A 23,039-nucleotide genomic window follows, 5' to 3' on the forward strand; every position below is an offset into this window, starting at 1 on the left:
TCGACTCTTTCCGCACTGCTATCCCTCTTTATTCGTTACTGAGAATTATTCTCAAGTAATTCTAGAGAGGAAGGAAAGCGTGCGCTGGCGATTGCGGAAGTCTTGCTGGCGATTGCGGAAGTTTCGCGGAGGCGCCGGAGTCAGGCGCGCGGCGCGATGCTGCTGGGCAGCGCGCCGTAGCGGCGCTGGAAGGCCTTGGTGAAGTGCGAGTCGGTATAGCCGCAGGCGTAGGCTGCCTCCGACACCGAAAGCGCGCCTGCGGCCAGCAGCGCGTGCGCCTGCTCCATCCGGCATTCGCGCACGTAGGCGTAGACGCTCATGCCGAACAGCTTGCGAAAACCCGTCGTGAGCTTGTTGACGTTGATGCCCGCCTGCCGCGCAAGTTCCGGCAGCGAGGGCGGATCCTGCAGGTTCGCGGCGACCAGTTCGCGCGCGTGATGCAGGCGCTCGACATCGCCGCGCGCCAGGCCGTGGGCGGGCTCGTCCGGCGCCGCCGGCCGCAGCGCGCCGAATGCCAGCGCCGTCAGTTCCAGCGCCTTGCCCGACAGGTACATGCGCTTGAGCGCCCCTTGCACCGGGCAGGCCAGCATCTGGTTGCCCAGCGCCTGCATGGCGGGCGCGACCCGCAGGTTGGCGTCGGCATAGGGCTGTCCGGCGGCCGACGCGCGCAGCAACGCGGCCAATTGCGCCGGTTCCATGGAGAGCGCGTCCCGCAGGTTCTCCAGGCCGGTGCGCAAGGACACGAACCGCAAGGCCTTGTGCGCGCCGAATTCGTGCTCCATACCCATGGCGTCCTGGCACAGGCTCAGGTGCAGCGAGGGCCCGCTCACGCGCCTGGCCGGGGCGCCGCACACGCTATAGCGCAGCTCGCCGTCCAGCACCAGCACCAGCTTCAGCCCGGGTTCCAGGCGCTCGTGCACCCGCTCGTCGCGGCCGAAGCGCAGCGTGCCGCCGGCCAGCGACATCGCGGGCGTGGCGGCCGATACGGTCCAATCGGGTTCGGGGCGGGTGGCGGTCACGGCAGCGGTTCCCCGCCATGTTGATGAGATTGAATATTATTACCGTTTAACCAAAACGGAAAGCCGGCCGCCCGCCGGCGGCCCAGGCTTCCCTACTGCTGCTGACGGCGCTGCTCCAGTTCCTTCAGGCATTGCGCCACGCCAGCCTGCATCTGCGCGTTCGATACCGCGGCGCGATCCGACACTTCGCGGCAACGCACGTATTCGGCCTGGCTTTCCGGCGTATCGCGGATGATCGCCGGCGCGGCGTTGGGATCGGGCGTGACCGTCATGCGCAATGTGGAAGGCGGCGAGAGGCTGCCGTCCTTGGAGCGCACGCTGGGATATTGGTATTCCTGCGTGGCGGGCGCGGCATTCTGCGCTTGCGCGACGCCGGCCGCGCACAGCGCGGCCAGCAGGAACGCGGAAACGCGGAGTTTCTTCATCGTCGGGCCGCCCCAGGATGAAGAGCCCTCTTCCGAGGGGCGGTAAATCCGCATCGCGGGCGCAGCGTGGGGGGTATTCGTCATGGCAACCTCTCTTCGATGAACCGGCGCGCCGAAGCCAGGGGCCGATGGCCCGGCCCGGCACGCGACGCAATATCGTATCCCTGCCCGCTGCCGCGCGACGCTACATAAGCCTCTACAGTTGTTTCCTGGAGTTTCGCGCCCAAGCGCTACAACGCTTGCCTCAGGGCTTGCCGACGGACTTGCCGGCCGACTTGCCGGCGGGCTTGCCCTGCGACTTGTCCGAAGGCTTGCCGGCGGACTGGCGCAGCGGCGTCAGCAGCGACGACAGGCCGTTGTGGTCCAGTTCGAGCATCAGCGCCAGCAGCCGCCCCAGTTCGCCTGGCGGAAAGCCCTTGCGCGCGAACCAGGCCAGGTACGGCCCAGGCAAATCGGCGATCAAACGGCCCTGGTACTTGCCGAAGGGCATGGTACGCGTAACCAGCAGGGACAGCAGTTCAGGATCCATGCCGGTCACCGCGCGGCCGCGCCGAAGACGATACCGGCGGCATCCGCTAGCGGCGGAGAGTTTTCGAACAGCGCGCGCTGCACGTCGATCACGATCAAGGCGGATTCCATGGCATTCCCGGAGTGGCAAGTGCCGCCCAGTCTACCGCCAAACCAGGCGGCGGCCGATGCGGTTCAGCCGCACTCCGCTCCTGTCGTTTCCGGCGGCCAGGTGCGCGCGTACATCCAGAAATGGCGCGGCTCGCCGCGCACCACCCGGTACGCGTGCAGCAGGCCTTCCCGCCGGAAACCGCAACGCTCCAGCACGCCCGCCGAAGCCGCATTCGAATCCAGCACCGTGGCCTGGATGCGCGCGAAGCCCAGCGTTTCGAGCGCCCAGCCCGTCAAGGCCGCGCACGCCTTCGTGGCCAGGCCCTGGCGCCAATGCGCCGGCGCGATGTCGTAGGCGATCTCGGCGCGGCGTTGCGGCAGCGCGATCTCGTTCAGGCCGATGGTGCCGACAAGCCGGTCATCCGGACCGGCGATGGCGAGCCGCATGCTGTGCGACTGGCCGGGCTGCGCGTAGGCCCGGATCAGGTCGGCCAGGGTCTCCTCTCCGTCCAGCCGCCAACTGGTGTGGCGCGTCGCTTGCTCGTTCCGCAGATACGCATACCAGTCGGCAGCGTCCTCGCCGCGCATGGCGCGCAGGCGCATGCCCGGCACGCCCAGGCCGGGATAGTCTTGGGGCCAATCGGCAAAGGTCGGCAACATCGCAGTTCCATGGGAAAGGCGGCAATGCCGCCATTACGCGCAGCCTATCAGGCGGCCGCGGCACGCCTCAGCCCGCGTACACGATGCGGGGTTCGCAGCGCACCGGGAAGTTCACCGAATTGGCGATGAAACAGAAATGGTGCGCCCGGTCGTGCAGCTCCGCGGCCAGCGCCGCGTCGTCGCCGGCAAGAATGGTCACCGCGGGCCGCAGCGTGACCCGGGAGAACGCTCCGCCCCGCGCGCGGTCTTCGACCATCACGCCTTCGGCATCGTCCCGGTAGGCCACCACAGTTACGCCTTCGACGGCGCAGAAATGCAGGTACCACAGCTTGTGGCAGGCGGACAGCGACGCCACCAGCATGTCCTCGGGATTCCAGCGCGCGGGGTCGCCCCGGAACGCGGGATCGGACGAACCCGGCACATCGGGCTTGCCCCCGGCCTGGATCAGGTGATCGCGGGAATAGGCGGCGTAGTTGGAAGTGCCGGTGCCGGTGTTGCCGGTCCAGTCCACGGTGACGTGATAGCGGTGTTCGCCGTTCATGGGGATCGTCCTGGTCGAGGGTCGTGCCGCCGGGCGCCCCGGCGAAGCAAGAGGACAAGCGTAGCGCATGCAGGCAGAGGGAAGAAAGCCCGCGGTCTTACAACCCGTTTCAGCACCGGGGCGTCACTGTCCGTATCGTGAACGCGTTTTCCACACAGGAGCTCGCCATGATGAAAACCACCCTGACCTGCGCCCTGACGCTTGCCCTGCTTGCCGGTTGCGCCCCTTCCCAGACCCGCTCCGGCCTCGGCGCCCCCCCCGACGGCCACACCGCCCGCAACTCCCTGGATTGGCCCGGCAGCTATGAAGGCACCCTGCCCTGCGCCGACTGCCCCGGCATCCGCACCCGGCTGACCTTGGAGCAGGACGGCCGCTACGAAAGACAGACCCAGTACCTGGACCGCGAGCCGCAGCCCGAAGTCGTGACGGGAAGCTTCAGCTGGGAATCCGACGGCAGCACGATCCGGTTGGATGCGTCGGGCGACAGCCAGCGCTATTTCGTCGGCGAAAACCAGGTGACCATGCTGTACCGCGACGGCACGCGCCCCACCGGCCCGCTCGCCCCGCACTACATCCTGCGCCGCGCGCAGTAGCCGGCCGCGCAAGACGCGCGCTTCCGGCTATGCTTGCCGCTATGCCCGCGCCTTCGGCGCGGCCCCTCCCGCCAAGAAGGAAACCATGAAGACCGACCACGAGCTGCTCTCCGCCTTCGCCCCGACGGGCACGCTGCGCGCCTCCATCAATCTGGGCAATCCCATCCTTGCCAATACCGACCCCGCCACCGGGCGGCCCGGCGGCGTCTCGGTGGACCTGGCCACGGAACTTGCGCGGCGCCTGCAGGTGGAGCTGGAACTGGTGGTGTTCAAGTCCGCCGGCGAATCCGTCAACGCGGTGGCCGCCGAGCAGGCGGACGTGGGCTTCTTTGCCATCGATCCGCTACGCGGCGAACAAATCGCCTTTACCGCGCCCTATGTGGTTATCGAAGGCGCGTACCTGGTCCGGCAGGACTCCTCGATAACCGCCATGGACGAAGTGGACCGCAAGGGGCAGCGCGTGGTGGTCGGCAAGGGCAGCGCCTACGATCTCTACCTGACGCGCGAGCTCAAGCAGGCGGAGATCTTCCGCGCGCCGACGTCGCCCGCCGTGGTCGACACCTTCCTGCAAGAGAACATGGAAGTCGCCGCCGGCGTGAAGCAGCAATTGCAGGCGGATGCGCAGCGCCTGGGCGGCCTGCGCCTCCTGGACGGCCATTTCATGCTGATCCGCCAGGCCATGGGCGTGCCCAAGAGCCGCGGCGACAAGGCCAGCGCCTACCTTGGCGCGTTCGTGGAAGCCATGAAGAAATCGGGCTTCGTGGCCGAAGCGCTGGCGCGCCACCAGATCCAGGGCGCGGCCGTGGCGCCGCTGGAACCGGCGCCCGGCGCCTGAACGCGCGGCGGCGGCCCTAGCCGCCGTCCCGCAGCATTTCCCGCAGGCGGAATTTCTGTACCTTGCCGGTCGGCGTGCTGGGCAGGCTGTCGCGCACCTCCAGCCGTTCCGGGATGTACTGCAGCGCCACGCCATGCCCCTTCAGAAAATCCACCAGCCCGGGCAGCTCCAGGGCGCAGCCGGGCTTGAGCGTGACCACGGCGCACGCCCGTTCACCCAGGCGCTCGTCCGGATAGGCCACGATCGCCGCCTGGCCGATGGCCGGATGCCGATACAGCAGGGACTCGATTTCAACCACCGGGATGTTCTCGCCGCCGCGGATGATCACGTCCTTGCTGCGTCCGGTGATGCGCAGATAACCCTGTTCGTCGATGCGGGCCATGTCACCGGTATCGAACCAGCCCTCGGCGTCGGTTGCGTTCAGCTGGGGCCGCTTCAGATAGCCGCCGAAGTTGGAGCAGGAACGCAGCCACAAATTGCCCACCACGCCGGCGGGCTGCGCCGCGCCGGACGCGTCCACCACCTTGATCTCGACGCCTGGCAGCGGGCAGCCGTCGCTGGTGTAGGCGCGGACGTCGTCATCTTGCGGCCGGGTCAGCGTGACCGCGCCGTTTTCCGTCATGCCCCACGCGGAAATGATCTTCGCCCCCAGCACCTGCCGAGCCTGCTCCACCAGCGGGCCCGGAATCGGCGCGCCCGCGCACAGGAAGGTGCGCAGCGTGGGCACGCCCTGCCCCGACTGCGCGACCTCGCGCGCCAGGTCCGTCAGAAACGGCGTGGACGCCATGCTGAACGTTGCCCCGTGCTCGCGGATCAGGCCGGCCGCGGCGGCGGGGTTCCAGACGTCCAGCGTTACCGCTTCGCAGCCCAGGTAGAGCGGCATCATCAAGCCGTACATGAAGCCGGTCTGGTGCGCCATCGGCGATCCCATCAGCACCACGTCGTCCGCGCCCAGCCCCAGGCGGTCGGCATACGCGGCGATGTTGGAGAACGTGGTGTTGGCCGTGTGCATTACACCCTTGGGCTCGCCGGTGGTGCCGGACGTGTAGATCAGTTGCGTAACGTCGTCCGGCCCCGGCCGTGAGCGGCCGAGGATATCGCGCGCGCCGGCTTCCGCTTCCCAGCGGGGTTCAGCCAGCAGCGCTTCGAAACTGCCGGGACCGGGGCCGCCCACCGCGATCACGCGCTCCAGGTTCGGCAGATCGGCGCGCAAGCCTTCGGCCATCGCGGGATAGTCGAAACCGCGGAACCGCTGCGGCACGATGAAAACGCGCGCCTCGCCATGGCGCAGCATGAAAGACAGCTCGCGCTGCCGGAAGATGTGCATCAACGGGTTCATCACGGCGCCGATGCGCGAGCACGCCAGGTAGGTCACGACGAATTGCCAGCCGTTGGGCAACTGGCAGGCCACCACATCGCCCGCCCCGACGCCGAGCTTCACAAGCCCCACCGCCACCCGGTCGGCCATGCCCGCCAGTTCGCGATACGTGAAGCGCCTGACGTCCGCACTGTCGGTATGCACGGCCGTCAGCGCCGGCTTGTCGGGGTGCGACGCCACGCCCCGGTCCAGGAAGTCATTGATGGTGCGGTCCCGCCACCAGCCGCGCGCAACGCTTTGCTGCCGTCTCGGCGCAATCAGTACAGCATCGAATTCCATGTTTTTCTCTCCGATGGTATCCAGGCCGGCTTCAGGCCGGCACCGCCTCGCGCCCGGCCCGGGTGCGCGCAATGATGGTCTTCATGATCTGCGCCGTGCCATCTCCGATCTGGAAGCCCAGCACATCGCGCAGGCGCTGCTCCATGACGCCGCGGTCGTAGCCGCCGTGGCCGAACGTCAACAGGCATTGGTGCACCACGTCGTAGGCCAGCTTCGGCCCCCACCACTTGCACATGGCGGCCTGCGCGCTATGCGGCAGCCGGCGGTCTTTCAGCCACAGGGTCTGCAGGCACAGCAGGCGCGCAGCCTCGACCTGGGTTTCGCCTTCGGCCAGCGGATGCGACACGCCCTGGAACGCCGACAAGGGCTTGCCGAAAGCCTCGCGCTGCGCCGCGTGCGCCCAGGTCTCGTCCAGCGCGGCCCGCGCAACGGCCAGCACCTGCAGGCCGATCAGCGCGCGCGAATAATCGAAGCCCTGCATGACCTGGACGAAGCCCTCGCCCTCCTGCCCCAGCAGATGGTCGGCCGGCACGCGCACGTTCTCGAAGAACAGCGAACCCCGGCCGATCGCCCGCTGCCCGTGGCAGTCGTAGCGATTGCGGGTAATGCCCGGCAGGTCCATCGGCACCAGCAGAGCCGTGACGCCCCGCGCGCCGGACTCCACCGTGCCGCTGCGGCCAAACACCACCGCGGCGTCCGCCTGGTCGGCGGCGGAAATGGACGCCTTTTCGCCATTGAGCACATAGTGGCCCGCGCCGCGCTCCACCCGCAACCGCAGGTTGGCCGCGTCGGATCCGCCGCGCGGCTCGGTCAGCGCAATCGCAAGCAGCGCCTCGCCGCGAGTCAGGCGAACCAACCACGGCCGCGCCACTTCCGGCTTGCCGTGCTGCGCCAGGATCTGGCCGTTCAGGGATGCCAGCAGATTGATGTACGACAGGCTGAGGTCCGCGCGCGCGATCTGCTCGTGGATCACGCCGGCGGCCAGGCTGCCCAGCCCCTGTCCGCCGTGCGCTTCGGGCAGCTCGGGCGCGATGAAACCCATGCCGCCCATCTCCAGCATCAGCCCGCGGTCCAGCGTCCGCGTCGCGTCGCGTTCAAGAAAGCCCGGCGCCACGCGCCCGGCCGCGAAACGCCCGGCGTGCTCCGACAGCGCCGCCAGGTCCTCGTCGATATAGGGATTCATCTCGTCTCCTGCGGCCCGCCGGACATGGCGGCGAGCGCGTGCGTGGGCGCGGCGCTACTTGGCGTAGCGGCGGAAATCGGGCTTGCGCTTTTCCTGGAAGGCCTTCACGCCTTCGCGCGACTCGTCCGTGTCGTAGTACAGCTTCAGGGCGTACATGCCCATACCCGCGATGCCCGCCTGGTGCGCCGTATCCATGTTGAACGACCGCTTGGCGATCGCGATGGCGGTCGGGCTCTTTTCCATGATTTCGTCGCACCATTTCTGCACTTCGGCGTCCAGCTGGTCCGGCGGCACCACGGCATTGACCAGGCCCATGGCCAGCGCTTCGGCGGCGGAATAGCGGCGGCACAGATACCAGATTTCGCGCGCCCGCTTCTCGCCCACCACCCGCGCCAGAAAGGCGGTGCCGTAGCCCGGATCCACCGAGCCCACCTTCGGCCCCACCTGGCCGAACACGGCCCGCTCGGACGCGATCGTGAAGTCGCAGAGGGTGCACAGCACATTGCCGCCGCCGATCGCGTAACCCTGCACCCGCGCGATGACGGGCTTGGGAGCGTCGCGGATGGCGCTGTGCAGTTCTTCCATCGGCAGCCCGATGGTGCCGCGCCCGTCGTACTGTCCGGCGTGCGCGGACTGGTCGCCTCCGGTGCAGAAGGCCTTATCGCCGGCGCCCGCCAGCACGATCACGCCGATCTCCGGCGCGTAGCCCGCGCGGTTGAGCGCGTGAATGAGTTCATCGCAGGTGCGCCCGCGGAATGCATTCATCCGTTCGGGCCGGTTGATCGTGATCCAGGCCGCGCCGCTGCGGACTTCGTAGAGGATGTCTTCGTAGTTCATGGGAGATGTTCCAGGAAAGAAGGGAAACGGCCCGCTCAGCCGTTCATGGTGAGGCCGCCGGAGACGCTCAGCACCTGCCCGGTGACGTAAGCGGCGTCGTCGCTGGCGAAGAACAGGATCGCGCCGGGCAGGTCTTCCGGCTGGCCGATGCGCCCAAGCGGAATGGCCCGCGTAAAGGCCTCGACCAGCTTCTCGGGGTTGCCGGCGCCCTCCTTGTAGGCGGCGAACAGCGCGGTGTCGGTCGGCCCCGGGCACACCACGTTCACCGTAATGCCGTGCCGCGCATGCTCGCGCGCGATGGTCTTGGAGAACGCCACCAACCCGCCCTTGCAGGCCGCGTAGACGGCCTCGCCCGACGAGCCCGCCCGGGCCGCGTCGGACGCGACGTTGACGATGCGACCCGCCTTGCGCGCCGCCATGCCGGGCAGCACCGCGTGATGCATGTGCAGCGCGCCCACCAGGTTGATGGCGATGAGCCGCTCCCATTCGACGGGCTCCGTTTTCGTGAAGGGTTTGAAGATGTCCCAGCCCGCGTTGTTCACCAGCACGTCGACCGGGCCCAACCCCGACTCGACCGCGGCGACGGCAGCGTCGACCTCGTCGCGGCGCGTGATGTCGCAGCGCAGGGCCAGCGCCCGGCCGCCCTCGGACTCGATGTCGGCCGCGACGGCGCCGGCCGCTTCCGGATCCAGGTCCAGCACGGCCACGGCCGCGCCCTCCCGCGCCAGGCGCCGACAGGTGGCCCCGCCGATGCCGCCACCGCCGCCCGTCACGATCGCCGTCCTGCCGCTCAGTCTTTGCATGATTTCCTCTGCCCAGGTTGCGGGGCTTGGTATCCTTACCCGACTGGCTGGATACGCCACCCAAATACGTAAATATGTTTACCTATATTAGCGACCGTCGATACAGGTAATCAAGGCTGGAAACGCAAAGCACCCACTATGGAAAACCCTAAAAAAAACACAGAAATCGCGCGAATGGAGCTGGCCAACCGCTTGTTTTTCAGGTTGTATCAATGCGCAAACATGCTGCATAAAACCGGCAGCCGGGCAGTGGAACACCTGGGGCTCACCACCCAGCAGTGGGCGGTGCTGGGCGCGCTGTCGCGGCCCGAGGCGCAAGCGGGCATCAGCGTGGGGGATCTGGCCCGCTACCTGATGGTCAGCCGGCAAAGCCTGTCGGGCCTGATCAGCCGGATGGAGCGCGACGGCCATATCGCCAGCGCGCCCGACGGACGCGACCGCCGCTCGCGCCTGGTCACCATGACGGAATCCGGCCGCAAGGTCTGGACGCAGGACGCGCTGCCACGCATACACGAATACTATGAAAGCGCGCTGGACGAGTTCTCGATGGGAGACCTCAGCCACACATTGCACTATCTGCTGAAGCTGCTGGAAAACATGCAGCGCCTGGACGACGCCGCGCCGCGCGGCGAAGAACAATAGGCTCGCGGCGCGCCGCGAGCCCGTTACCGCTCAGTGGCTGATCATCCAGGGCCTTGCGCCCGCGAATGATTTCGCCCCGTCCGGGGCCGTGCGCGTCTTGCCGGCCTTGCCGCCGCCGGAACAGCACCCGCAATTCATGCCGTGGCCCGAGCGCGAGCTGCGCGGCTCGTGCGCGCTGCGCTCGTTGGCCGCGCGCGCCCGGTTCACGGCGGAAGACAGCGCCGAGATCGCGGGCGCCCCGCCCACGATGCGGCCTGACGGCTCTCCGCATTTCGGGCAGGCGGCCGGATCGCGCCAGCGTGCCAGGGGCACCAGCGCCGCGAATTCGCCGCAGCGGCCGCAGGCATAGTCGTACATGGGCATCGCGGTCTCTCCTAGCGGTCGCGGGACAACGGCATATCGACGCCGCCCTGGATGTGTTTGACGGGACCTGACGCGGACGGCTGGATGTCGAAGTCGAAGATCTCGGTCGGCAGCCACAGCGTCGCGCAGGAGTTGGGAATATCGACAACGCCGCTGATGTGCCCCTGCACCGGCGCGCAGCCCAGCAGGGAATAGGCCTGGGCGCCCGAATAGCCGAACTTCTTCAGGTATTCGATGGCGTTCAGGCAAGCCTGGCGGTATGCGACGTTCACGTCCAGGTAGTGCTGCTTGCCCGACTCGTCCACCGAGATGCCCTCGAAGATCAGGAAGTCCTTGTAGGCAGGCGCGATCGGGCTGGGTTTGAAGATGGGATTCTTGATCGCGTATTTCTCCATGCCGCCCTTGATCAGCGACACACGCATGTGCACCCAGCCCGCCATCTCGATGGCGCCGCAGAACGTGATCTCGCCATCGCCCTGCGAGAAATGCAGGTCGCCGACCGACAGGCCCCCGCCCTTCACATAGACCGGGAAAAAGACGCGGGCGCCGCGCGAAAGATCCTTGATGTCGCAGTTGCCGCCATGTTCCCGCGGCGGCACCGTGCGCGCGCCCTCGGCCGCCGCGCGGTCGCGGTCCGCGCCTTGCAGGCCGCCCATGTGGGCGGTCTTGGGCGCGGGCGGATTGGCCAGCGGCGGCACGCGGTTCGGGTTGGTATCGATCAGCGCCTGCTCGCGCCGGTTCCAGGTATCCAGCAGCTTTTTGTCGGGCAGGCAGCCGATCAGCCCCGGATGGATCAGGCCCGCGAAATTCACGCCGGGAATATGCCGCGACGACGTAAACATGCCATGGAAATCCCAGATGGACTTCTGCGCATGCGGAAAATGCTCGGTCAGGAAGCCCCCGCCATTATTGCGGCTGAAAAAACCGTTGAAGCCCCACATGCTCTCGGGCTTGGCGCCGATATCCAGGAGGTCAACCACCAGCAGGTCCCCGGGTTCGGCCCCTTCCACGCCCACCGGGCCGGACAGGAAGTGCACCGTGGTCAGATCCACGTCGCGGACGTCGTCGGCGCTATCGTCGTTCTTGATCGCGCCGCCGGTCCAGTCGTAGGTTTCCAGGACGAAGTCATCCCCCGGCTTCACCCACACGGCCATGGGAATGTCCGGATGCCAGCGGTTGTGGATCTGCGCGTTGTCGTAGGGGGATTGGGCCAGATCGACCTTGATGAGCGTGTCAGTCATTCTCTTTCATCTCCAGCGTAACGTGTTGATAAAACAGAAATTTCCATCACCGATCCGCTGTTGCCCGCGGGCAACTCGGCCCGCCGGCGGATCGTTGATATGTGAAGCACAGTAGGCGAGATTCGGGCAGCCGTAAACTGGGATTCCGACCAGTAGAAGATATCTGCCTGGCCGACCCTATACTGGCCCTTCCGCTGGCAACGTCACATCGTCCAACAACCTGCTGCGCGTGCGCAGAAATCGGATCCATCATGGCAATCTCAACCGCAATCACCGCCATTCTCGTGGCGCTTCTGGTCGGCGCAATGAGCCCTGGCCCGAGTTTCGTCGTCGTTGCTCGAACCGCGGTGGGCTCCTCGCGTCAGGCCGGTCTGGCCGCGGCGTTGGGCATGGGGGTGGGCGGCGTCCTGTTCAGCGGCGTGGCGCTGGTCGGCCTGTACACGGTGCTGGCAACGGTCGGCTGGCTTTATATCGGCCTGAAAATCGCCGGGGGGCTGTACCTCGTGTATCTCGCGTGCAAGATGTGGCGCGGCGCCAAAGAGCCGCTGGCCCTGCACGGCATCCCGGGCGGACAAGGCACCCGCAAAGCCTTCCTGACGGCCCTGGCCACCCAGCTCAGCAATCCCAAGACGGCCATCGCCTATGGCAGCATCTTCGCTTCGCTGCTGCCGCACAACCCACCGCTGTGGTGCTACTTCGCGCTGCCGCCTCTGGTGTTCCTCGTGGAAGCGGGTTGGTACTCGACGGTAGCCTTATGCCTGTCCAGCCGCCGTCCCCGTGAACTGTATCTGCGGTCCAAGGCCGGCATCGACCGCGTGGCCGCGGGCGCCATTGGCGGCCTGGGCCTGCGCCTGATCTGGACGGCGCGCGTCACGGACTGACCGCCGGGCAGCATTCTGCCGCCGCGCACGGTTGCCGCAATCCTGCGCAACCCGGCGATGGGACTTGCGCCATCAGCTCCCCTGGCGCCGCAACACCATTGCGAATCCATATCGATTTATTTCATCCCCCCCCCTCTGGCCGTCTACTTTTGAAGGATGCCCGTCATGCACGATGACATCCGAAAGCAGACGCCAGGCGATAGCCAGGCAAAGCGCCACGGGAACATGCGCCTGCAGGCAACTCCCTTACCCGAGGCAGGCGCGCCGATGAAAGCATCACCGCAGCCGCAGTACACCTGCTCATTGCCGACGGGCGAGCTCGTGACATGGCTCCAAGGCGGCAAATACCGGCTGCCCGACGACACGATAGCCGTCGCCGTCGCCCATCGCCCCCCAAGCAAATGACCACCACGCCTGGCCTCAGACGGCTGGCGCGCCCGCGGCCGGCCATCAGGACTGCCAGAGCCCGCGGAGGCGCCGGCGAGGCTGGCGCGCGGCGCGCAGCAGTTATGATGCAGACCGTTCCGTCCGCAACGCCAAGGTTTCACGCATGCCCGCTTTTGCCCGCCGTCTTTTCGCCGTCCTGTTGTTCTCCGCCGCCAGCGCCGCCGCGCACGCGGCCAGCAGCGAATGCGTGGCCGAAATCGAAGCCGCGCGGGCGGACATTGCACGCGCGCAAGACGTGCAGCGCACGCGCGAAATGGCCAACGACCTGCAGTTGAACCACGCGCTGTGCCAGGGCCGACTGGACCTGCTGGATGCCCGGTTCGCGCTGGCGGACGAGTTCGAGGCCTGCCGCCGCGATGGCGTGGCGTTTCCGGAGAAAACCGTGCGCGCCATGACCGACGCATCCGACGAATTGACGGACCTGAAGGCCGCGTGGATCAGAACCTGCGGCCCGCAGATGAAGGATTGACCGGGGAGCCGCGCCCTTGCCAACGGCGCGGCTCCTGCCAGCCATATCAACGCCGCTGCAATTCCGTCGGCGCCCGGTTGCCGAATCTCAGCGGATCGCCATGTGCCGAGGTAAAGCCGTATAGCTCTGGACTGGCAGGGCCTTCTTCCCACATCGACGGCCCGTCCGCCCAGATCAGCAGGCTGGCGCCGTAGCGCGACGAGAAGGTGAGCTGCGTGCCTGGTTCCATGACGACGAAATCCCCCGCCCTGGCGTGCGTAGCCCTATCGTTCGCCGCAAGCGTGAGGTCGCCGCCCAGCACATACATGTCGACCAGCGCCGTCAGGCGATGCGCCGGCACCGTGGTGCCCGGCAGCAGCATCAGCTGGGTCACCCGGCGCGTATGAGGCGTGTGGGCATAGTCGTATACCAACCGCCGCGTCAGCCCCGCCACGCGGGTCCCCGTCACGGTGACCGAAGCCACCGCGATGTTCAGATCCGGAAGATGTTCCGGAAACTGGTTGTCGAACTCGGCGTGGCGATTGCCCGCGTGCAGCGAATGCTGGATGTCGGGACCATAAGCCACGGGCCCTTCCATGCGGCCTACAGAGAGAGTCGCCTGGTAGGCAATGGCGTCATGCGTCGATCCCGTGAAATTGATTCCGAGTTCGCCCGCCGCGGTGGTGCCTTGGTAATCGGTCAACCCGCCCGCCAGGAAATAGCTGAACGCCGGTCCCAGATGCTGATGCACGCCCGTGCGGGTCAACGTGTCGAAAGACATGAATCCGAACGAATGGCCCGTACGGTCGTCCCTGCGCACGATCTTCTGCGCCAGCCCGCTCTTGCCCACGCCCTGCCAGGGCTGGTCCGAAACATCGAATACATACACGCCTGGTTCGCGCTGCCCGCGCGCTGGCGACTTTGCCTCTGGCAATGTGTCCACGTCAGTCTCCTCGTTCTGTTTCAACACCCATATATTATCAATTGATAATATATAGGCACAACCGTTTCCGCTGCGCCGGCGCCCTCGCCTCCCCGTCCGGCGCGGTGCTCGCATAGAATCTCCGCTTGCACACGAGCCCGCAACGCCCCATGCACTTCAAAGAACTCGCCGCCTACCGGGTACGCCGCATCGCCGAATCCATTCTGGGAATGGCGGAAGAACTGTTCGCACGCCATTTGGGCATACGCGCGTTGGAATGGCGCGTGCTGGTAAAGCTGGCGGAAGCTCCCGGCAGCATCTCGACCGAAATCGGCCGCGACATGCTGCTGACCCCCGTGCAGACCGGACGCTGCCTTCAGAAGCTGCGCGAAGTGAACATGGTCGTGGCCATGCCCGATCCGGACGATGGCCGCGCCACTCGCTATACCCTGACCAACCCGGGACGCCGCGCGCAAGAAGCCGGCACCCGCATCGTCCTCGAAGTCCAGCGCCATGCTCTGCGCGATTTCAGCGCCGTAGAGATCGTGGCGCTGAACAATCTGCTGGAACGGCTGATGGCCAGTTCCAGCTATGACGAGGACGACGTCGAACGCCTGTCCGCGATTCTGTTCGAAGGCAAGCGCGGCCAGGCCTGAGACCTAGCCGCGGGCCCGGCGGTAGTCTTCGTAGGAGCTTCCGGTCACCAAGGATAGTCCGCCGTCCACATCCAGCGTGGTTCCGGTGATCATGCGCGCCGCGGGGCTGCCCAGGAACAGGATTGCCTCCGCCACGTCCGCGGGACTCATCCAGTCGCCCAAAGGCACCATGGCGGCAACTTTCCGGCGCTCGTCCATCGGAATGTGCCGCTCCGTCATGGCGGTCAGCACGGGCCCGGGACACACGGCGTTAACGCGGATGCGCTCCGCGGCCAGTTCGAATGCGGCATGGCGCGTCAGCCCCAGCACGCCGGCCTTGGCCGCGGTGTAGCTGACGCCACCGGTGTACGACACCCGCTTGGCTGCCAGCGAGGCCACGTTCACCACCGCCCGGCCCTCGCCAGCCTTCAACAGGGGCAGCATCTGCTGCAGCATCAGGAACGTGCCCGACAAATTGACGTCCAGCACCCGGCGCCATTCCTCAGCGGACGTCGTGTCGAACAGGCCGCGAGATACGATGCCGGCGCTGTTGACCAGCAGATCGACGCTACCCACCGCGGCCAGTCCCTCCGCGACGGCTGCGCGTATGGAGGACTCCTGGGCGATGTCGACCGGCACCGGCGTCATCGTCCAGCCATGCGCGCCGAAGTCCGCTCGCATGGCATCCAGCGCCTCCTGGTCCCGATCCAACGCCAGCACGCGCGCGCCGCGCGCCGCGGCGGCATCGGCGGTGGCCCGGCCAATGCCGCTGCCCGCGCCGGTGACGGCCACGGTCTTGCCGAGGAAGTAATCCATAAAGCACTCCTTTTTCCTTGGGCGCGATAGCCTAGGGATAGTCCTAGGACACGTGACTCCACTTCTGCGCCCGATGCCGATATATATTATCGTTTGATAATAACTTTACGCGGCCAAGATCGCGTAGTCAATGGAGACATTCATGAGCAGCACGCTGCAATCGCCCATACCGGCCCCCGTCGATCGAACCACCGACTCCAAAATATTCTGGCGCTTGATCCCCATCATCCTGGTCAGCCTGGTCGTGAACCAGCTGGACAAGGTCAACGTAGCCTTCGCAAAGCTGGAGATGGCGCCCGACATAGGATTGAGCAGCGCGGCGTACGGACTGGGCGCGGGCATTTTCTTCATCGGCTATTGCCTGTTCGAAGTGCCGAGCAACATGCTGCTGCACCGCCTTGGAGCCAGGATGTGGATCACGCGCATCATGGTGACCTGGGGCATCCTGTCGGCCTGCACCATGTTCGTGACCGGGCCCATGTCCTTTTACGTCGTGCGGTTCCTGCTCGGCGTGGCGGAAGCCGGCTTCGCGCCCGGCATCATGCTCTATGTCAGCCAGTGGTTTCCTGCGCGCACGCGAGGCCGGGTCATCGCCACATTCATGACGGCGCTGCCCATATCTGGCGTTATCGGCAGCCCGCTGTCCGCCTGGCTGATGACCGCGTCGCCGGACTTCCTGCCGATCAAGGGCTGGCAATGGATGTTCCTGTGCGAAGGCCTGCCCGCCGTCTTTCTTGGCTTCCTGTTCTGGACGATGGTGCCGGACAGGATCGATGACGCACGCTGGCTCACCAGCCAGGAGAAAGCGGCGTTAAAGGCGGAAGTCGGCGATACCGACCAGCACCGTTCGGGCAGCTTTGCGCGCGGCCTGTCGGATGGACGCGTCTGGATGCTGTGCCTGATCTACTTCCTGTTTGTCGCGGCGCTGTATGGGGTCAGCTTCTGGCTGCCGACCCTGATCAAGACATTGGGATTCTCGGACCTGCGCCAGATCGGATTCCTGACCGCGCTGCCCTACGCGGCGGCCGTCGTCACCATGCTGGCGCTGGCCTGGAATTCCGACCGCACCGGCGAACGGCGCGGCCACCTCGCAGCGGCCGGCCTGCTGGGCGGAGTCAGCCTGGCGCTCAGCGTGGTCTGGCATGCGGATCCCTGGTGGTCGTTTGGCGCGCTGATCGTGGCCATGGCAGGAATCGTCACCACCATTCCGCTGTTCTGGAACCTGCCGACCGCGTTTTTGAAAGGAGCGACCGCGGCAACCGGGTTTGCGCTGATCACGTCGATCGGCAATCTCTCCGGGTTCGTCGCGCCGTACATGATGGGGGCAGTCAGCGAGGCTACCGGAGCCACCGCCATGGGCATGTACACGCTGGCGTGCGCGGCCTTCGCGGGCGTCGTGTTTACGCTGCTGGTCCCCGCCCGGTTGGTGGAGCGCGTAGGAGGCCGCCGATGAACCGCGCGGCCGCCTCTGTTTCGCCCCGCGTCGCGCTGGTCACGGGCGGCGCACAGGGAATCGGCCGGGCGATCGCTTCCCGGCTGGCGGCGGACGGCATGATCGTGCTGATCGCCGACCGGGACGCACCGGGCTCGGAAACGCTAGCGGCATCCTTGCAACAACAGGGCTCCCGCGCGCATGCGCTGGCAATGGACGTAGGAAATCCGGCGTCGATCGCCGCGGTGTTCAACGATATCGAGCGGAACCATGGACGCTGCGACGTACTGGTCAACAATGCCGGCATGGCGGGCGCCCGGCCGTTCATGGATTATCCGTTGGAACTCTGGTCCCAGGTATTGGCCGTGAACCTGACGGGGCCGTTATTGTGCGGGCAGCGCGCCGCGGCATTGATGGCCCGGGCGGGCTGGGGCCGCATCGTCAACATTGCGTCGATCAGCGGCGTGCGCGCCAGCCCCGGCCGCAGCGCCTATGGCGCCTCCAAGGCGGCGCTGATCGCGCTGACGCGGCAGATGGCCGTGGAGCTCGCGCCCCTGGGCATCACGGCGAATTGCGTGGCGCCCGGCCCCATCGAGACGCCGCTGACTCGGGACCACCATACGCCGCAGACCCGGCAGTCGTATTACCGTAGCGTGCCGCAGCGCCGTTATGGCGAACCCGAGGAAATCGCCAGCGCCGTGGCCTTTCTCGCAAGCGACGGCGCTGCCTACGTCAACGGCCATACCCTGGCCGTGGATGGCGGCTTCCTGGCAGCGGGATTCCTGGAAACCTGAGCATTGCGGAGACCGCAGGCAAGCCCGGCAGCTCTGCGGATTGGTCAAGCTGCCTGCTTGTCGCCGCTTTGCGGGTAGAAGATGGCCCGGCTGGGATCGAAGCCGTAGCGGTGCTCGAATTCAGTGGCGTCCGCGGCCAGCGCCAGCACCGAATCCATGATGAAGTCGGCCTTCGCGTCCGGCAGCAGCACACTGAAGTTCAGCCGGACGAAACCGGGTTTTTCGATTTCACGGCCATCGAGAATGGCCTGGCGCATGCGGCTGGATTCGGCCTCGCCGATCCCCAGCAGACGGTGGACGTAGGGGCCGGCGCAGGCGCAGCCGCCACGGGCCTGGATGCCGAAGCGGTCGCTCAGCATGCGGGTCACCAGCTGCTGGTGCACGAAACCGCCCTTGCCGTTGCGCACCCGGAAGGAAAAGATCGGCAAGCGGTTAGCCGTGAGCAAACCCAGCAGTTCGAGCTGCGGCGCGCCCTTCCAGCTGGCCAGCGCGCGCTGGACGAAATACGCATTCCGCTCGCGCATGAAGTCTACCCCCAGCGCCTCTTTCACCAGCAGCGCCAACGCGGCGCGGATATCCCCGACCACGTTGGGCGTGCCGGCTTCCTCGCGCGCTTCCAGGCTGCCGCTGTAATCGTGGCCGGCAGGCGACACGAACTTTACGGTGCCGCCGCCGGGCCAGGTGGGCTTGGTATCGAGGACCGCGTCGCGGCGCACGATCAGCACGCCCGATGCGCCGGGCCCGCCGATGAATTTGTGCGGCGAGAAGACAATCGCGTCGATGCGGGCGTCGGCGGCGGGCGACATGCTGACGGGCAGGTAGGGCGCGCCGCCGGCATAGTCCCACAGCATTTTGGCGCCCGCCTGCTTGACCCGCCGCGTGATCCCCGCCACGTCCGCCACGATACCCGTCACGTTGGAAGCGGCGGACAGGGCGCAGATGACGAGCGCGTCGCCGGCGCCGGCCAGGGCCGCGTCGAGCTGGGCCAGGTCGGGACCGCCTTCCGGGCTTTCCGCCACTTCGATAAGTTCGGCTCCGCACTCGCGCCAGGGCAGGATGTTCGAATGGTGCTCGTAGGGCCCGATGATGACCCGGACCTTCCTGCCGGCCGCCAGCGCGGCGGGCACGCCGAACAGGTGCACCAGGCGGTTGATGCCCGCCGTGGCGCCGGAGCCGGCGAAGATCACCGCATGTTCATCGCACGCGCCGCAGCAGCGGGCGATCGCCGCGCGCGCTTCGCGGCGCAGCCGCGTGATGTAGCCGCCGCAGAAAGAGGCCTCGGTGTGCGAATTCGCGTAGTACGGCAGCACCTGCTCCAGCACGAAGCGCTCCACCTGCATGAGCGCCCGGCCCGAAGCGACGTAGTCGGCATAGACCAGCGGCTTGGCGCCGTAGGGGCCGTCGACCAGCGCGTCCTTGCCGATCAGCCCGTCGGCGAGCGCCGCGACGACGTCGCCCGTTTTCAGGCTAGCTTCGAACTGCTGCAATGGCCGCGCTGCGGCCGGGCTGGGCTGAGTGGAGGGGGCGTTCATGGGGAAAGAGTTCCGGTCTAGTTCGAAATATCATACGATGGATACCTCGTTGAAACATCACCGAAATTTTGCCTAGAATCGCTAAAAACGGGTCATTTGATCTTAATAATGGAAAAAATAGACAAACTTGATCTAAGCATCATCTCCTGCCTGCTGAAAGACGGTTCCCTGTCGCAACGCGAGCTCGCCGATCGCGTCGGACTTTCGCAGAACGCCTGCTGGCGCAGGCTGCAGCGCCTGAATGCCTGCGGGATCATTCGCGGCACGCGGGCCGAGGTCAATCTGGTGGAGCTGGGGCTGGACCTGACGGTGTTCGTAATGATCCGCACCAGCCACCATGCCAAGGACTGGGCCGACGGTTTCCGCCGCCACGTCGAGCGGCTGCCCGAGGTGACGGAGTTCTATCGCATCGGCGGGGATTGGGACTACCTGATCAAGGTGGCCTGCCGGGGCATGGCCGGGTACGACCGCTTCTACCAGAAACTGATCACGGACTTCGAACTGTCCACCGTGACCGGTTTCTTCAGCATGGAAGCCATTATCGAGAACCGGCCTCCGGACCTGCGGCAGCTGGAAGCCTAGCGCTTGCAGGTGGCACGGCGCCGGCATGGGCCGCCGGCCGGCGCTTCAGCAGGAACAGGAACGCGTGCTGGAATGGATCGTCGATGCGGTGCAGCGGGCCGGCCACGCTAGGGATGGGCGGCGTGAATGCATCGAACAAGCCAAGCGCCATGGGCAATACCGGATAAGGCGCTCGGTCGGCCCGGTCGTTGTAGCCCAGCACCAGCAAGCCTCCTGGCTTCAGCACCGCTTCGCAATTTTCCAGCAGTTGCCTGCACCCCCCGGCCTCGTCGATCCCGAAACCCAGCAGCCCGTTCGCCACCACAACATCGAACACATTGCCGCCGTAGTACTCGGCCATGCGAATGGCGCTGCCCGTCCAATGCCTGCCGGGCTGGCCGTACACCGCCTTGCGCGCCTCGATATCCAGCGAATGGAACTCCGTATTCAATAAGCGGGGATAGTGCCAGTTGTGCTTGTCGATACCCACGAACAACGTCTTGACCGGGCAGCGGGCCTCTGCTGCCATCCGGTTGATATAGCCGAAAACCGACTCTTCCAGAAACTGGCGGTTCGCGGCGCGCAGCCTGAAGTCCATGCCCAGCCTTTCAGCCGCCCGCGGAGACAGCTTGAACAGTGCCCTCTTCAGCAAATAGCGCAGCTTGCGCATCCCCTATTTCCTTTCCGTGCCATGAACCGGCGCCGGAACGCGCGAACCGCGGCCGCCTGCCTGCAAGGAAAGATATCCAGGCGCGGCAATAGCAGATATAGGATCAGGCTGATTCTGGAATTCCTTGATGGTTTTAGTTTCCGAGCGCGGTGCCGTTCTACAGGGGAGCACGAACAAAACAAAGGAGAACCCAATGAATATCGGCCTGAATACCGCCGCCCGCCTGTTTGCGGCCGCCCTGACGACCAGCGTTCTGTTGGGCGCCAGCCCGAACGCGCTGGCCCACCCAGCAAACTACAAGAACACGCGCGAATACCAGGACGCCTTTGCTTGCGGCAAGGAATCCCTGGAAAGCGATCCCAGCGGCAATTCCGCGGTGTCGTACTGCGTCGGCAATTCGCGCGACCCGTCCAGGATCGAGATGCAGGCCTACAAGGACGCCGTCACCGCCGCCAAGCGCCCTGCCGCGCAGGCCACGGCTTGCACCTTCGGATACGGGGTCTACCAGGCCAATGGCTCACGCGCCGACAACTTCGAAGAAGGCCCGCAGAAGGTCACGACCATGAAGCAGGTCGCCCTGCTGGCGTCCGGCCGGGAAATCCAGGTCTTCGACGCCCAGGGCAGGTCCATTCCGCTGAATATCCTGCAGCAGTGGTTCAAGGGCACCGCCAAGGGGATCAGCCTGACGCCCCTGGCGCTGAAGACCTGCTCCAAGCAGCAGATCGGATAAGCGGATATTTCTATTTCAGGCACGGAGGCCGGTGGCGAGGTGGACCCGACGAAAGGAATCGCCGTCGGCACGGTATTCGAGCGCGCCGCCTTTATCCCGCATGGCGCCTATTTCCATATCACGTCCTTCGACGACAAGCGGATCATGCTGGAAAGCGGCAGAGGCGGCGGCAAGCCGGCCATCGTCAACAAGGCGCCCAAGGGCGTGGGCAGCACCTTTGGGCTACAGCTTCCGCCCCCCAAAAAAAAGGTCACCCGCTGGGCTCTGGATTACGGCCAACGCATCAAGGTGTCGGAAGGCTACAAGCAGACCACCGATTTGGTCGCCTGACGAAGGGTATAGGACTAGCGCCATGCACGCCCCGATCATCCTGCGGCGACTCGCTTGACTGCGCCCAGCATCTTAAACCTCTGATTTCAAATAGGTTCCCCTGAAAATTCGTGGGGAAACCTCAGAGGTTGACACCTTGTATCTTGGTCGGCGTGGTGATTAGCTATCACCACAGCGGATTCGAGCAGCTTGTTCTGACACCCAAAGCTTGGACTTTGTTTAGTAGATTAAGCCTCGAATCCGCACCTCTGAGCCGGCTGGACACTGGACGGTAGCCTAGGGCATTGGGACCCTGTATGTACAAGGAAAGTGGGCGCAGCGGCTTCTTTGGTATTGGCAAGGGAGCTTAAGTCTATGTTTTTTCTGGGAATCGACGTCTCCAAAGCGAAACTGGATTGCGCGCTGCTTGGCAGTGACGGAGACAAACGCAAGACCAAGGTCGTCCCCAACTCGGTGGCCGGCATCCAGACGTTGCTGCAATGGCGCGCCAAGCAAGGAGCCCAGCCGCAGCAATTGCATGTCGTGCTTGAGCCGACGGGGCTGTATCACGAGCAGGCCGCCACCGCGCTGCATGATGCTTCGGCCAGTGTGTCGGTGGTCAATCCGGCCCAGGTGCGCAACTTTGCCGGTGCGCTGGCCGTGCGCTCCAAGACCGACGGGATCGATAGCTACGTGCTGGCCCGCTACGGTCAGGCGCTCAAACCGGCGCTGTGGCACCCCGCGCCCTTGCATGCGCGGCAGTTGCGCGCCTTGTTGGCGCGGCGCGAGGCACTGAGCAAGGACCTGTTGCGCGAACTCAATCGTCAGGAGAAGACGCAGTTCAGTGATCCGCCAGCCTTGGTCGAAGGGTCTATCGCCAAGGCCATCATGTTCCTACGCGAAGAGATCAAGCGGCTGGAACGTGCCATTGACGATCACATCGATCGTCATCCCGACCTGAAGGAAGACCGGGAATTACTGACCAGCATCCCGGTCATCGGTCCGCGGGCCAGCAGCGCGATCCTGTCGATCATGCATAGCAAACGCATCGAGTCTGCCCAGGCCTTGGCCGCCTATCTGGGCCTGGTGCCGGTGCAACGCCAGTCAGGCACCAGCCTCAATAGCCGGCCGCACCTGTCCAAGACCGGCCCTGCCCGGGTGCGTGCCACGTTCTACATGGCCGCCATCGTGGGCACTCGGCGAAACCCTCATATCCAGGCCCTTTATGCGCGCCTGCTGCAGGCGGGAAAAAGCAGAATGGCCGCGCTGGGCGCGGCCATGAGAAAGCTGGTGCATCTATGCTTCGGCGTGACCTGCTCCCCGTGGTTAGTACGAAATCGATGTAGAGTCCGTTCACAAAGGAACGGTAATGAAGAAACGATTTACGGAAGAACAGATCATCGGGGTGCTGAAGGAGGCCGAGGCAGGGGCCAAGGTGGCCGAAC

General features: G+C 65.9%; 27 protein-coding genes and 1 pseudogene. 13 read left to right on the top strand and 15 right to left on the bottom strand.

The window, feature by feature from the left end:
- Positions 1–140: 140 nt before the first annotated feature.
- From AGI3411_RS03910 to AGI3411_RS03935, 5 genes are all read right to left on the bottom strand, one after another.
- Complete coding sequence (locus AGI3411_RS03910; protein ID WP_244240242.1) at positions 141–1,019, bottom strand: helix-turn-helix transcriptional regulator; 879 nt, start codon at positions 1,017–1,019, stop codon at positions 141–143.
- Positions 1,020–1,111: 92 nt separating this feature from the next.
- Positions 1,112–1,444, bottom strand: coding sequence for a hypothetical protein (locus AGI3411_RS03915; RefSeq protein ID WP_129526136.1), 333 nt, complete (start codon positions 1,442–1,444; stop codon positions 1,112–1,114).
- A gap of 244 nt (positions 1,445–1,688) precedes the next feature.
- Positions 1,689–1,973, bottom strand: a complete 285-nt coding sequence (locus AGI3411_RS03920; RefSeq protein WP_129526097.1) for a DUF3820 family protein — start codon at positions 1,971–1,973, stop codon at positions 1,689–1,691.
- 173 nt (positions 1,974–2,146) lie between these two features.
- A complete protein-coding gene (locus AGI3411_RS03930; RefSeq protein WP_129526098.1) occupies positions 2,147–2,722 on the bottom strand; it encodes a GNAT family N-acetyltransferase in 576 nt (191 codons plus the stop codon).
- Positions 2,723–2,789: 67 nt separating this feature from the next.
- Positions 2,790–3,263 carry an OsmC family protein gene (locus tag AGI3411_RS03935; protein WP_129526099.1) on the bottom strand — a complete coding sequence of 158 codons (474 nt, stop codon included), beginning with the start codon at positions 3,261–3,263 and terminating at the stop codon, positions 2,790–2,792.
- Between the two features lie 167 nt (positions 3,264–3,430).
- On the opposite strand from AGI3411_RS03935, the gene AGI3411_RS03940 reads away from it, so the two are divergent.
- Both AGI3411_RS03940 and AGI3411_RS03945 read left to right on the top strand, forming a co-directional pair.
- Positions 3,431–3,856 carry a copper resistance protein NlpE gene (locus AGI3411_RS03940; protein WP_129526100.1) on the top strand — a complete coding sequence of 142 codons (426 nt, stop codon included), beginning with the start codon at positions 3,431–3,433 and terminating at the stop codon, positions 3,854–3,856.
- A gap of 85 nt (positions 3,857–3,941) precedes the next feature.
- Positions 3,942–4,691, top strand: coding sequence for an ABC transporter substrate-binding protein (locus AGI3411_RS03945; RefSeq protein WP_129526101.1), 750 nt, complete (start codon positions 3,942–3,944; stop codon positions 4,689–4,691).
- Between the two features lie 16 nt (positions 4,692–4,707).
- On the opposite strand, the gene aliA is transcribed toward AGI3411_RS03945, so the two are convergent.
- Genes aliA through badH form a run of 4 tightly spaced genes read right to left on the bottom strand, consistent with a single transcriptional unit; the run spans position 4,708 to position 9,171 of the window.
- Complete coding sequence (gene aliA, locus AGI3411_RS03950; RefSeq protein WP_129526102.1) at positions 4,708–6,348, bottom strand: cyclohexanecarboxylate-CoA ligase; 1,641 nt, start codon at positions 6,346–6,348, stop codon at positions 4,708–4,710.
- A gap of 31 nt (positions 6,349–6,379) precedes the next feature.
- Positions 6,380–7,531, bottom strand: coding sequence for a cyclohexanecarboxyl-CoA dehydrogenase (gene aliB, locus AGI3411_RS03955; protein WP_129526103.1), 1,152 nt, complete (start codon positions 7,529–7,531; stop codon positions 6,380–6,382).
- Between the two features lie 54 nt (positions 7,532–7,585).
- The gene (badI, locus tag AGI3411_RS03960; protein ID WP_129526104.1) at positions 7,586–8,368 is read right to left on the bottom strand and encodes a 2-ketocyclohexanecarboxyl-CoA hydrolase; all 783 of its coding nucleotides are present in this window, start codon (positions 8,366–8,368) and stop codon (positions 7,586–7,588) included.
- A 35-nt stretch (positions 8,369–8,403) separates the two neighbouring features.
- Positions 8,404–9,171, bottom strand: a complete 768-nt coding sequence (gene badH / locus AGI3411_RS03965) for a 2-hydroxycyclohexanecarboxyl-CoA dehydrogenase (RefSeq protein WP_129526105.1) — start codon at positions 9,169–9,171, stop codon at positions 8,404–8,406.
- A gap of 138 nt (positions 9,172–9,309) precedes the next feature.
- Between badH and AGI3411_RS03970 the strand changes: the two genes are divergently transcribed.
- On the top strand, positions 9,310–9,813 hold the full coding sequence (locus AGI3411_RS03970; RefSeq protein ID WP_165359051.1) for a MarR family winged helix-turn-helix transcriptional regulator: 504 nt from the start codon (positions 9,310–9,312) through the stop codon (positions 9,811–9,813).
- 30 nt (positions 9,814–9,843) lie between these two features.
- Here AGI3411_RS03970 and AGI3411_RS03975 read toward each other — a convergent pair whose 3' ends face one another.
- Together AGI3411_RS03975 and fmdA are read right to left on the bottom strand one after the other, a co-directional pair.
- Complete coding sequence (locus AGI3411_RS03975) at positions 9,844–10,176, bottom strand: zinc ribbon domain-containing protein (RefSeq protein WP_129526107.1); 333 nt, start codon at positions 10,174–10,176, stop codon at positions 9,844–9,846.
- Between the two features lie 11 nt (positions 10,177–10,187).
- Positions 10,188–11,417 carry a formamidase gene (fmdA, locus tag AGI3411_RS03980; protein WP_129526108.1) on the bottom strand — a complete coding sequence of 410 codons (1,230 nt, stop codon included), beginning with the start codon at positions 11,415–11,417 and terminating at the stop codon, positions 10,188–10,190.
- 251 nt (positions 11,418–11,668) lie between these two features.
- Here fmdA and AGI3411_RS03985 point away from each other — a divergent pair, with 251 nt between their 5' ends.
- From AGI3411_RS03985 to AGI3411_RS03995, 3 genes are all read left to right on the top strand, one after another.
- Positions 11,669–12,298: a LysE family translocator gene (locus AGI3411_RS03985; protein WP_129526109.1), complete on the top strand. Its 630-nt coding sequence runs from the start codon at positions 11,669–11,671 to the stop codon at positions 12,296–12,298.
- Between the two features lie 165 nt (positions 12,299–12,463).
- Positions 12,464–12,703, top strand: a complete 240-nt coding sequence (locus tag AGI3411_RS03990) for a hypothetical protein (protein WP_129526110.1) — start codon at positions 12,464–12,466, stop codon at positions 12,701–12,703.
- 145 nt (positions 12,704–12,848) lie between these two features.
- Positions 12,849–13,214: a hypothetical protein gene (locus AGI3411_RS03995; RefSeq protein WP_129526111.1), complete on the top strand. Its 366-nt coding sequence runs from the start codon at positions 12,849–12,851 to the stop codon at positions 13,212–13,214.
- Positions 13,215–13,260: 46 nt separating this feature from the next.
- Here AGI3411_RS03995 and AGI3411_RS04000 read toward each other — a convergent pair whose 3' ends face one another.
- Positions 13,261–14,136 carry a cupin domain-containing protein gene (locus AGI3411_RS04000; RefSeq protein ID WP_129526112.1) on the bottom strand — a complete coding sequence of 292 codons (876 nt, stop codon included), beginning with the start codon at positions 14,134–14,136 and terminating at the stop codon, positions 13,261–13,263.
- A 149-nt stretch (positions 14,137–14,285) separates the two neighbouring features.
- On the opposite strand from AGI3411_RS04000, the gene AGI3411_RS04005 reads away from it, so the two are divergent.
- On the top strand, positions 14,286–14,771 hold the full coding sequence (locus AGI3411_RS04005) for a MarR family winged helix-turn-helix transcriptional regulator (protein WP_043542292.1): 486 nt from the start codon (positions 14,286–14,288) through the stop codon (positions 14,769–14,771).
- Between the two features lie 3 nt (positions 14,772–14,774).
- On the opposite strand, the gene AGI3411_RS04010 is transcribed toward AGI3411_RS04005, so the two are convergent.
- Positions 14,775–15,566, bottom strand: a complete 792-nt coding sequence (locus AGI3411_RS04010) for an SDR family NAD(P)-dependent oxidoreductase (protein WP_129526113.1) — start codon at positions 15,564–15,566, stop codon at positions 14,775–14,777.
- A gap of 142 nt (positions 15,567–15,708) precedes the next feature.
- Here AGI3411_RS04010 and AGI3411_RS04015 point away from each other — a divergent pair, with 142 nt between their 5' ends.
- Together AGI3411_RS04015 and AGI3411_RS04020 are read left to right on the top strand one after the other, a co-directional pair.
- Positions 15,709–17,019: an MFS transporter gene (locus AGI3411_RS04015; RefSeq protein WP_129526114.1), complete on the top strand. Its 1,311-nt coding sequence runs from the start codon at positions 15,709–15,711 to the stop codon at positions 17,017–17,019.
- The gene (locus AGI3411_RS04020; RefSeq protein WP_129526115.1) at positions 17,016–17,792 is read left to right on the top strand and encodes an SDR family NAD(P)-dependent oxidoreductase; all 777 of its coding nucleotides are present in this window, start codon (positions 17,016–17,018) and stop codon (positions 17,790–17,792) included. Before AGI3411_RS04015 ends, AGI3411_RS04020 begins: the two co-directional genes overlap by 4 nt.
- 44 nt (positions 17,793–17,836) lie before the next feature.
- Here AGI3411_RS04020 and AGI3411_RS04025 read toward each other — a convergent pair whose 3' ends face one another.
- Positions 17,837–19,324 carry an aminotransferase class V-fold PLP-dependent enzyme gene (locus tag AGI3411_RS04025; RefSeq protein WP_129526116.1) on the bottom strand — a complete coding sequence of 496 codons (1,488 nt, stop codon included), beginning with the start codon at positions 19,322–19,324 and terminating at the stop codon, positions 17,837–17,839.
- Positions 19,325–19,432: 108 nt separating this feature from the next.
- Between AGI3411_RS04025 and AGI3411_RS04030 the strand changes: the two genes are divergently transcribed.
- Positions 19,433–19,906, top strand: a complete 474-nt coding sequence (locus AGI3411_RS04030) for an Lrp/AsnC family transcriptional regulator (RefSeq protein ID WP_043542298.1) — start codon at positions 19,433–19,435, stop codon at positions 19,904–19,906.
- Here the strand turns inward: AGI3411_RS04030 and AGI3411_RS04035 are convergent.
- On the bottom strand, positions 19,863–20,555 hold the full coding sequence (locus AGI3411_RS04035) for a hypothetical protein (protein WP_208748011.1): 693 nt from the start codon (positions 20,553–20,555) through the stop codon (positions 19,863–19,865). The genes AGI3411_RS04030 and AGI3411_RS04035 overlap by 44 nt on opposite strands.
- Before the next feature lie 193 nt (positions 20,556–20,748).
- Here AGI3411_RS04035 and AGI3411_RS04040 point away from each other — a divergent pair, with 193 nt between their 5' ends.
- The 3 genes and pseudogenes from AGI3411_RS04040 to AGI3411_RS04050 all read left to right on the top strand — a co-directional run.
- A complete protein-coding gene (locus tag AGI3411_RS04040; RefSeq protein WP_129526117.1) occupies positions 20,749–21,285 on the top strand; it encodes a hypothetical protein in 537 nt (178 codons plus the stop codon).
- A gap of 39 nt (positions 21,286–21,324) precedes the next feature.
- Positions 21,325–21,615 (top strand): hypothetical protein, encoded by a 291-nt coding sequence (locus AGI3411_RS04045; protein ID WP_129526118.1) that lies wholly within the window; start codon positions 21,325–21,327, stop codon positions 21,613–21,615.
- 354 nt (positions 21,616–21,969) lie between these two features.
- Positions 21,970–22,905: pseudogene (locus AGI3411_RS04050) on the top strand (IS110 family RNA-guided transposase); the annotation flags it as partial.
- Between the last annotated feature and the right edge of the window lie 134 nt (positions 22,906–23,039).

Source organism: Achromobacter agilis (genome assembly GCF_900496965.1).
Taxonomy (GTDB): Bacteria; Pseudomonadota; Gammaproteobacteria; order Burkholderiales; family Burkholderiaceae_B; genus Achromobacter; species Achromobacter agilis.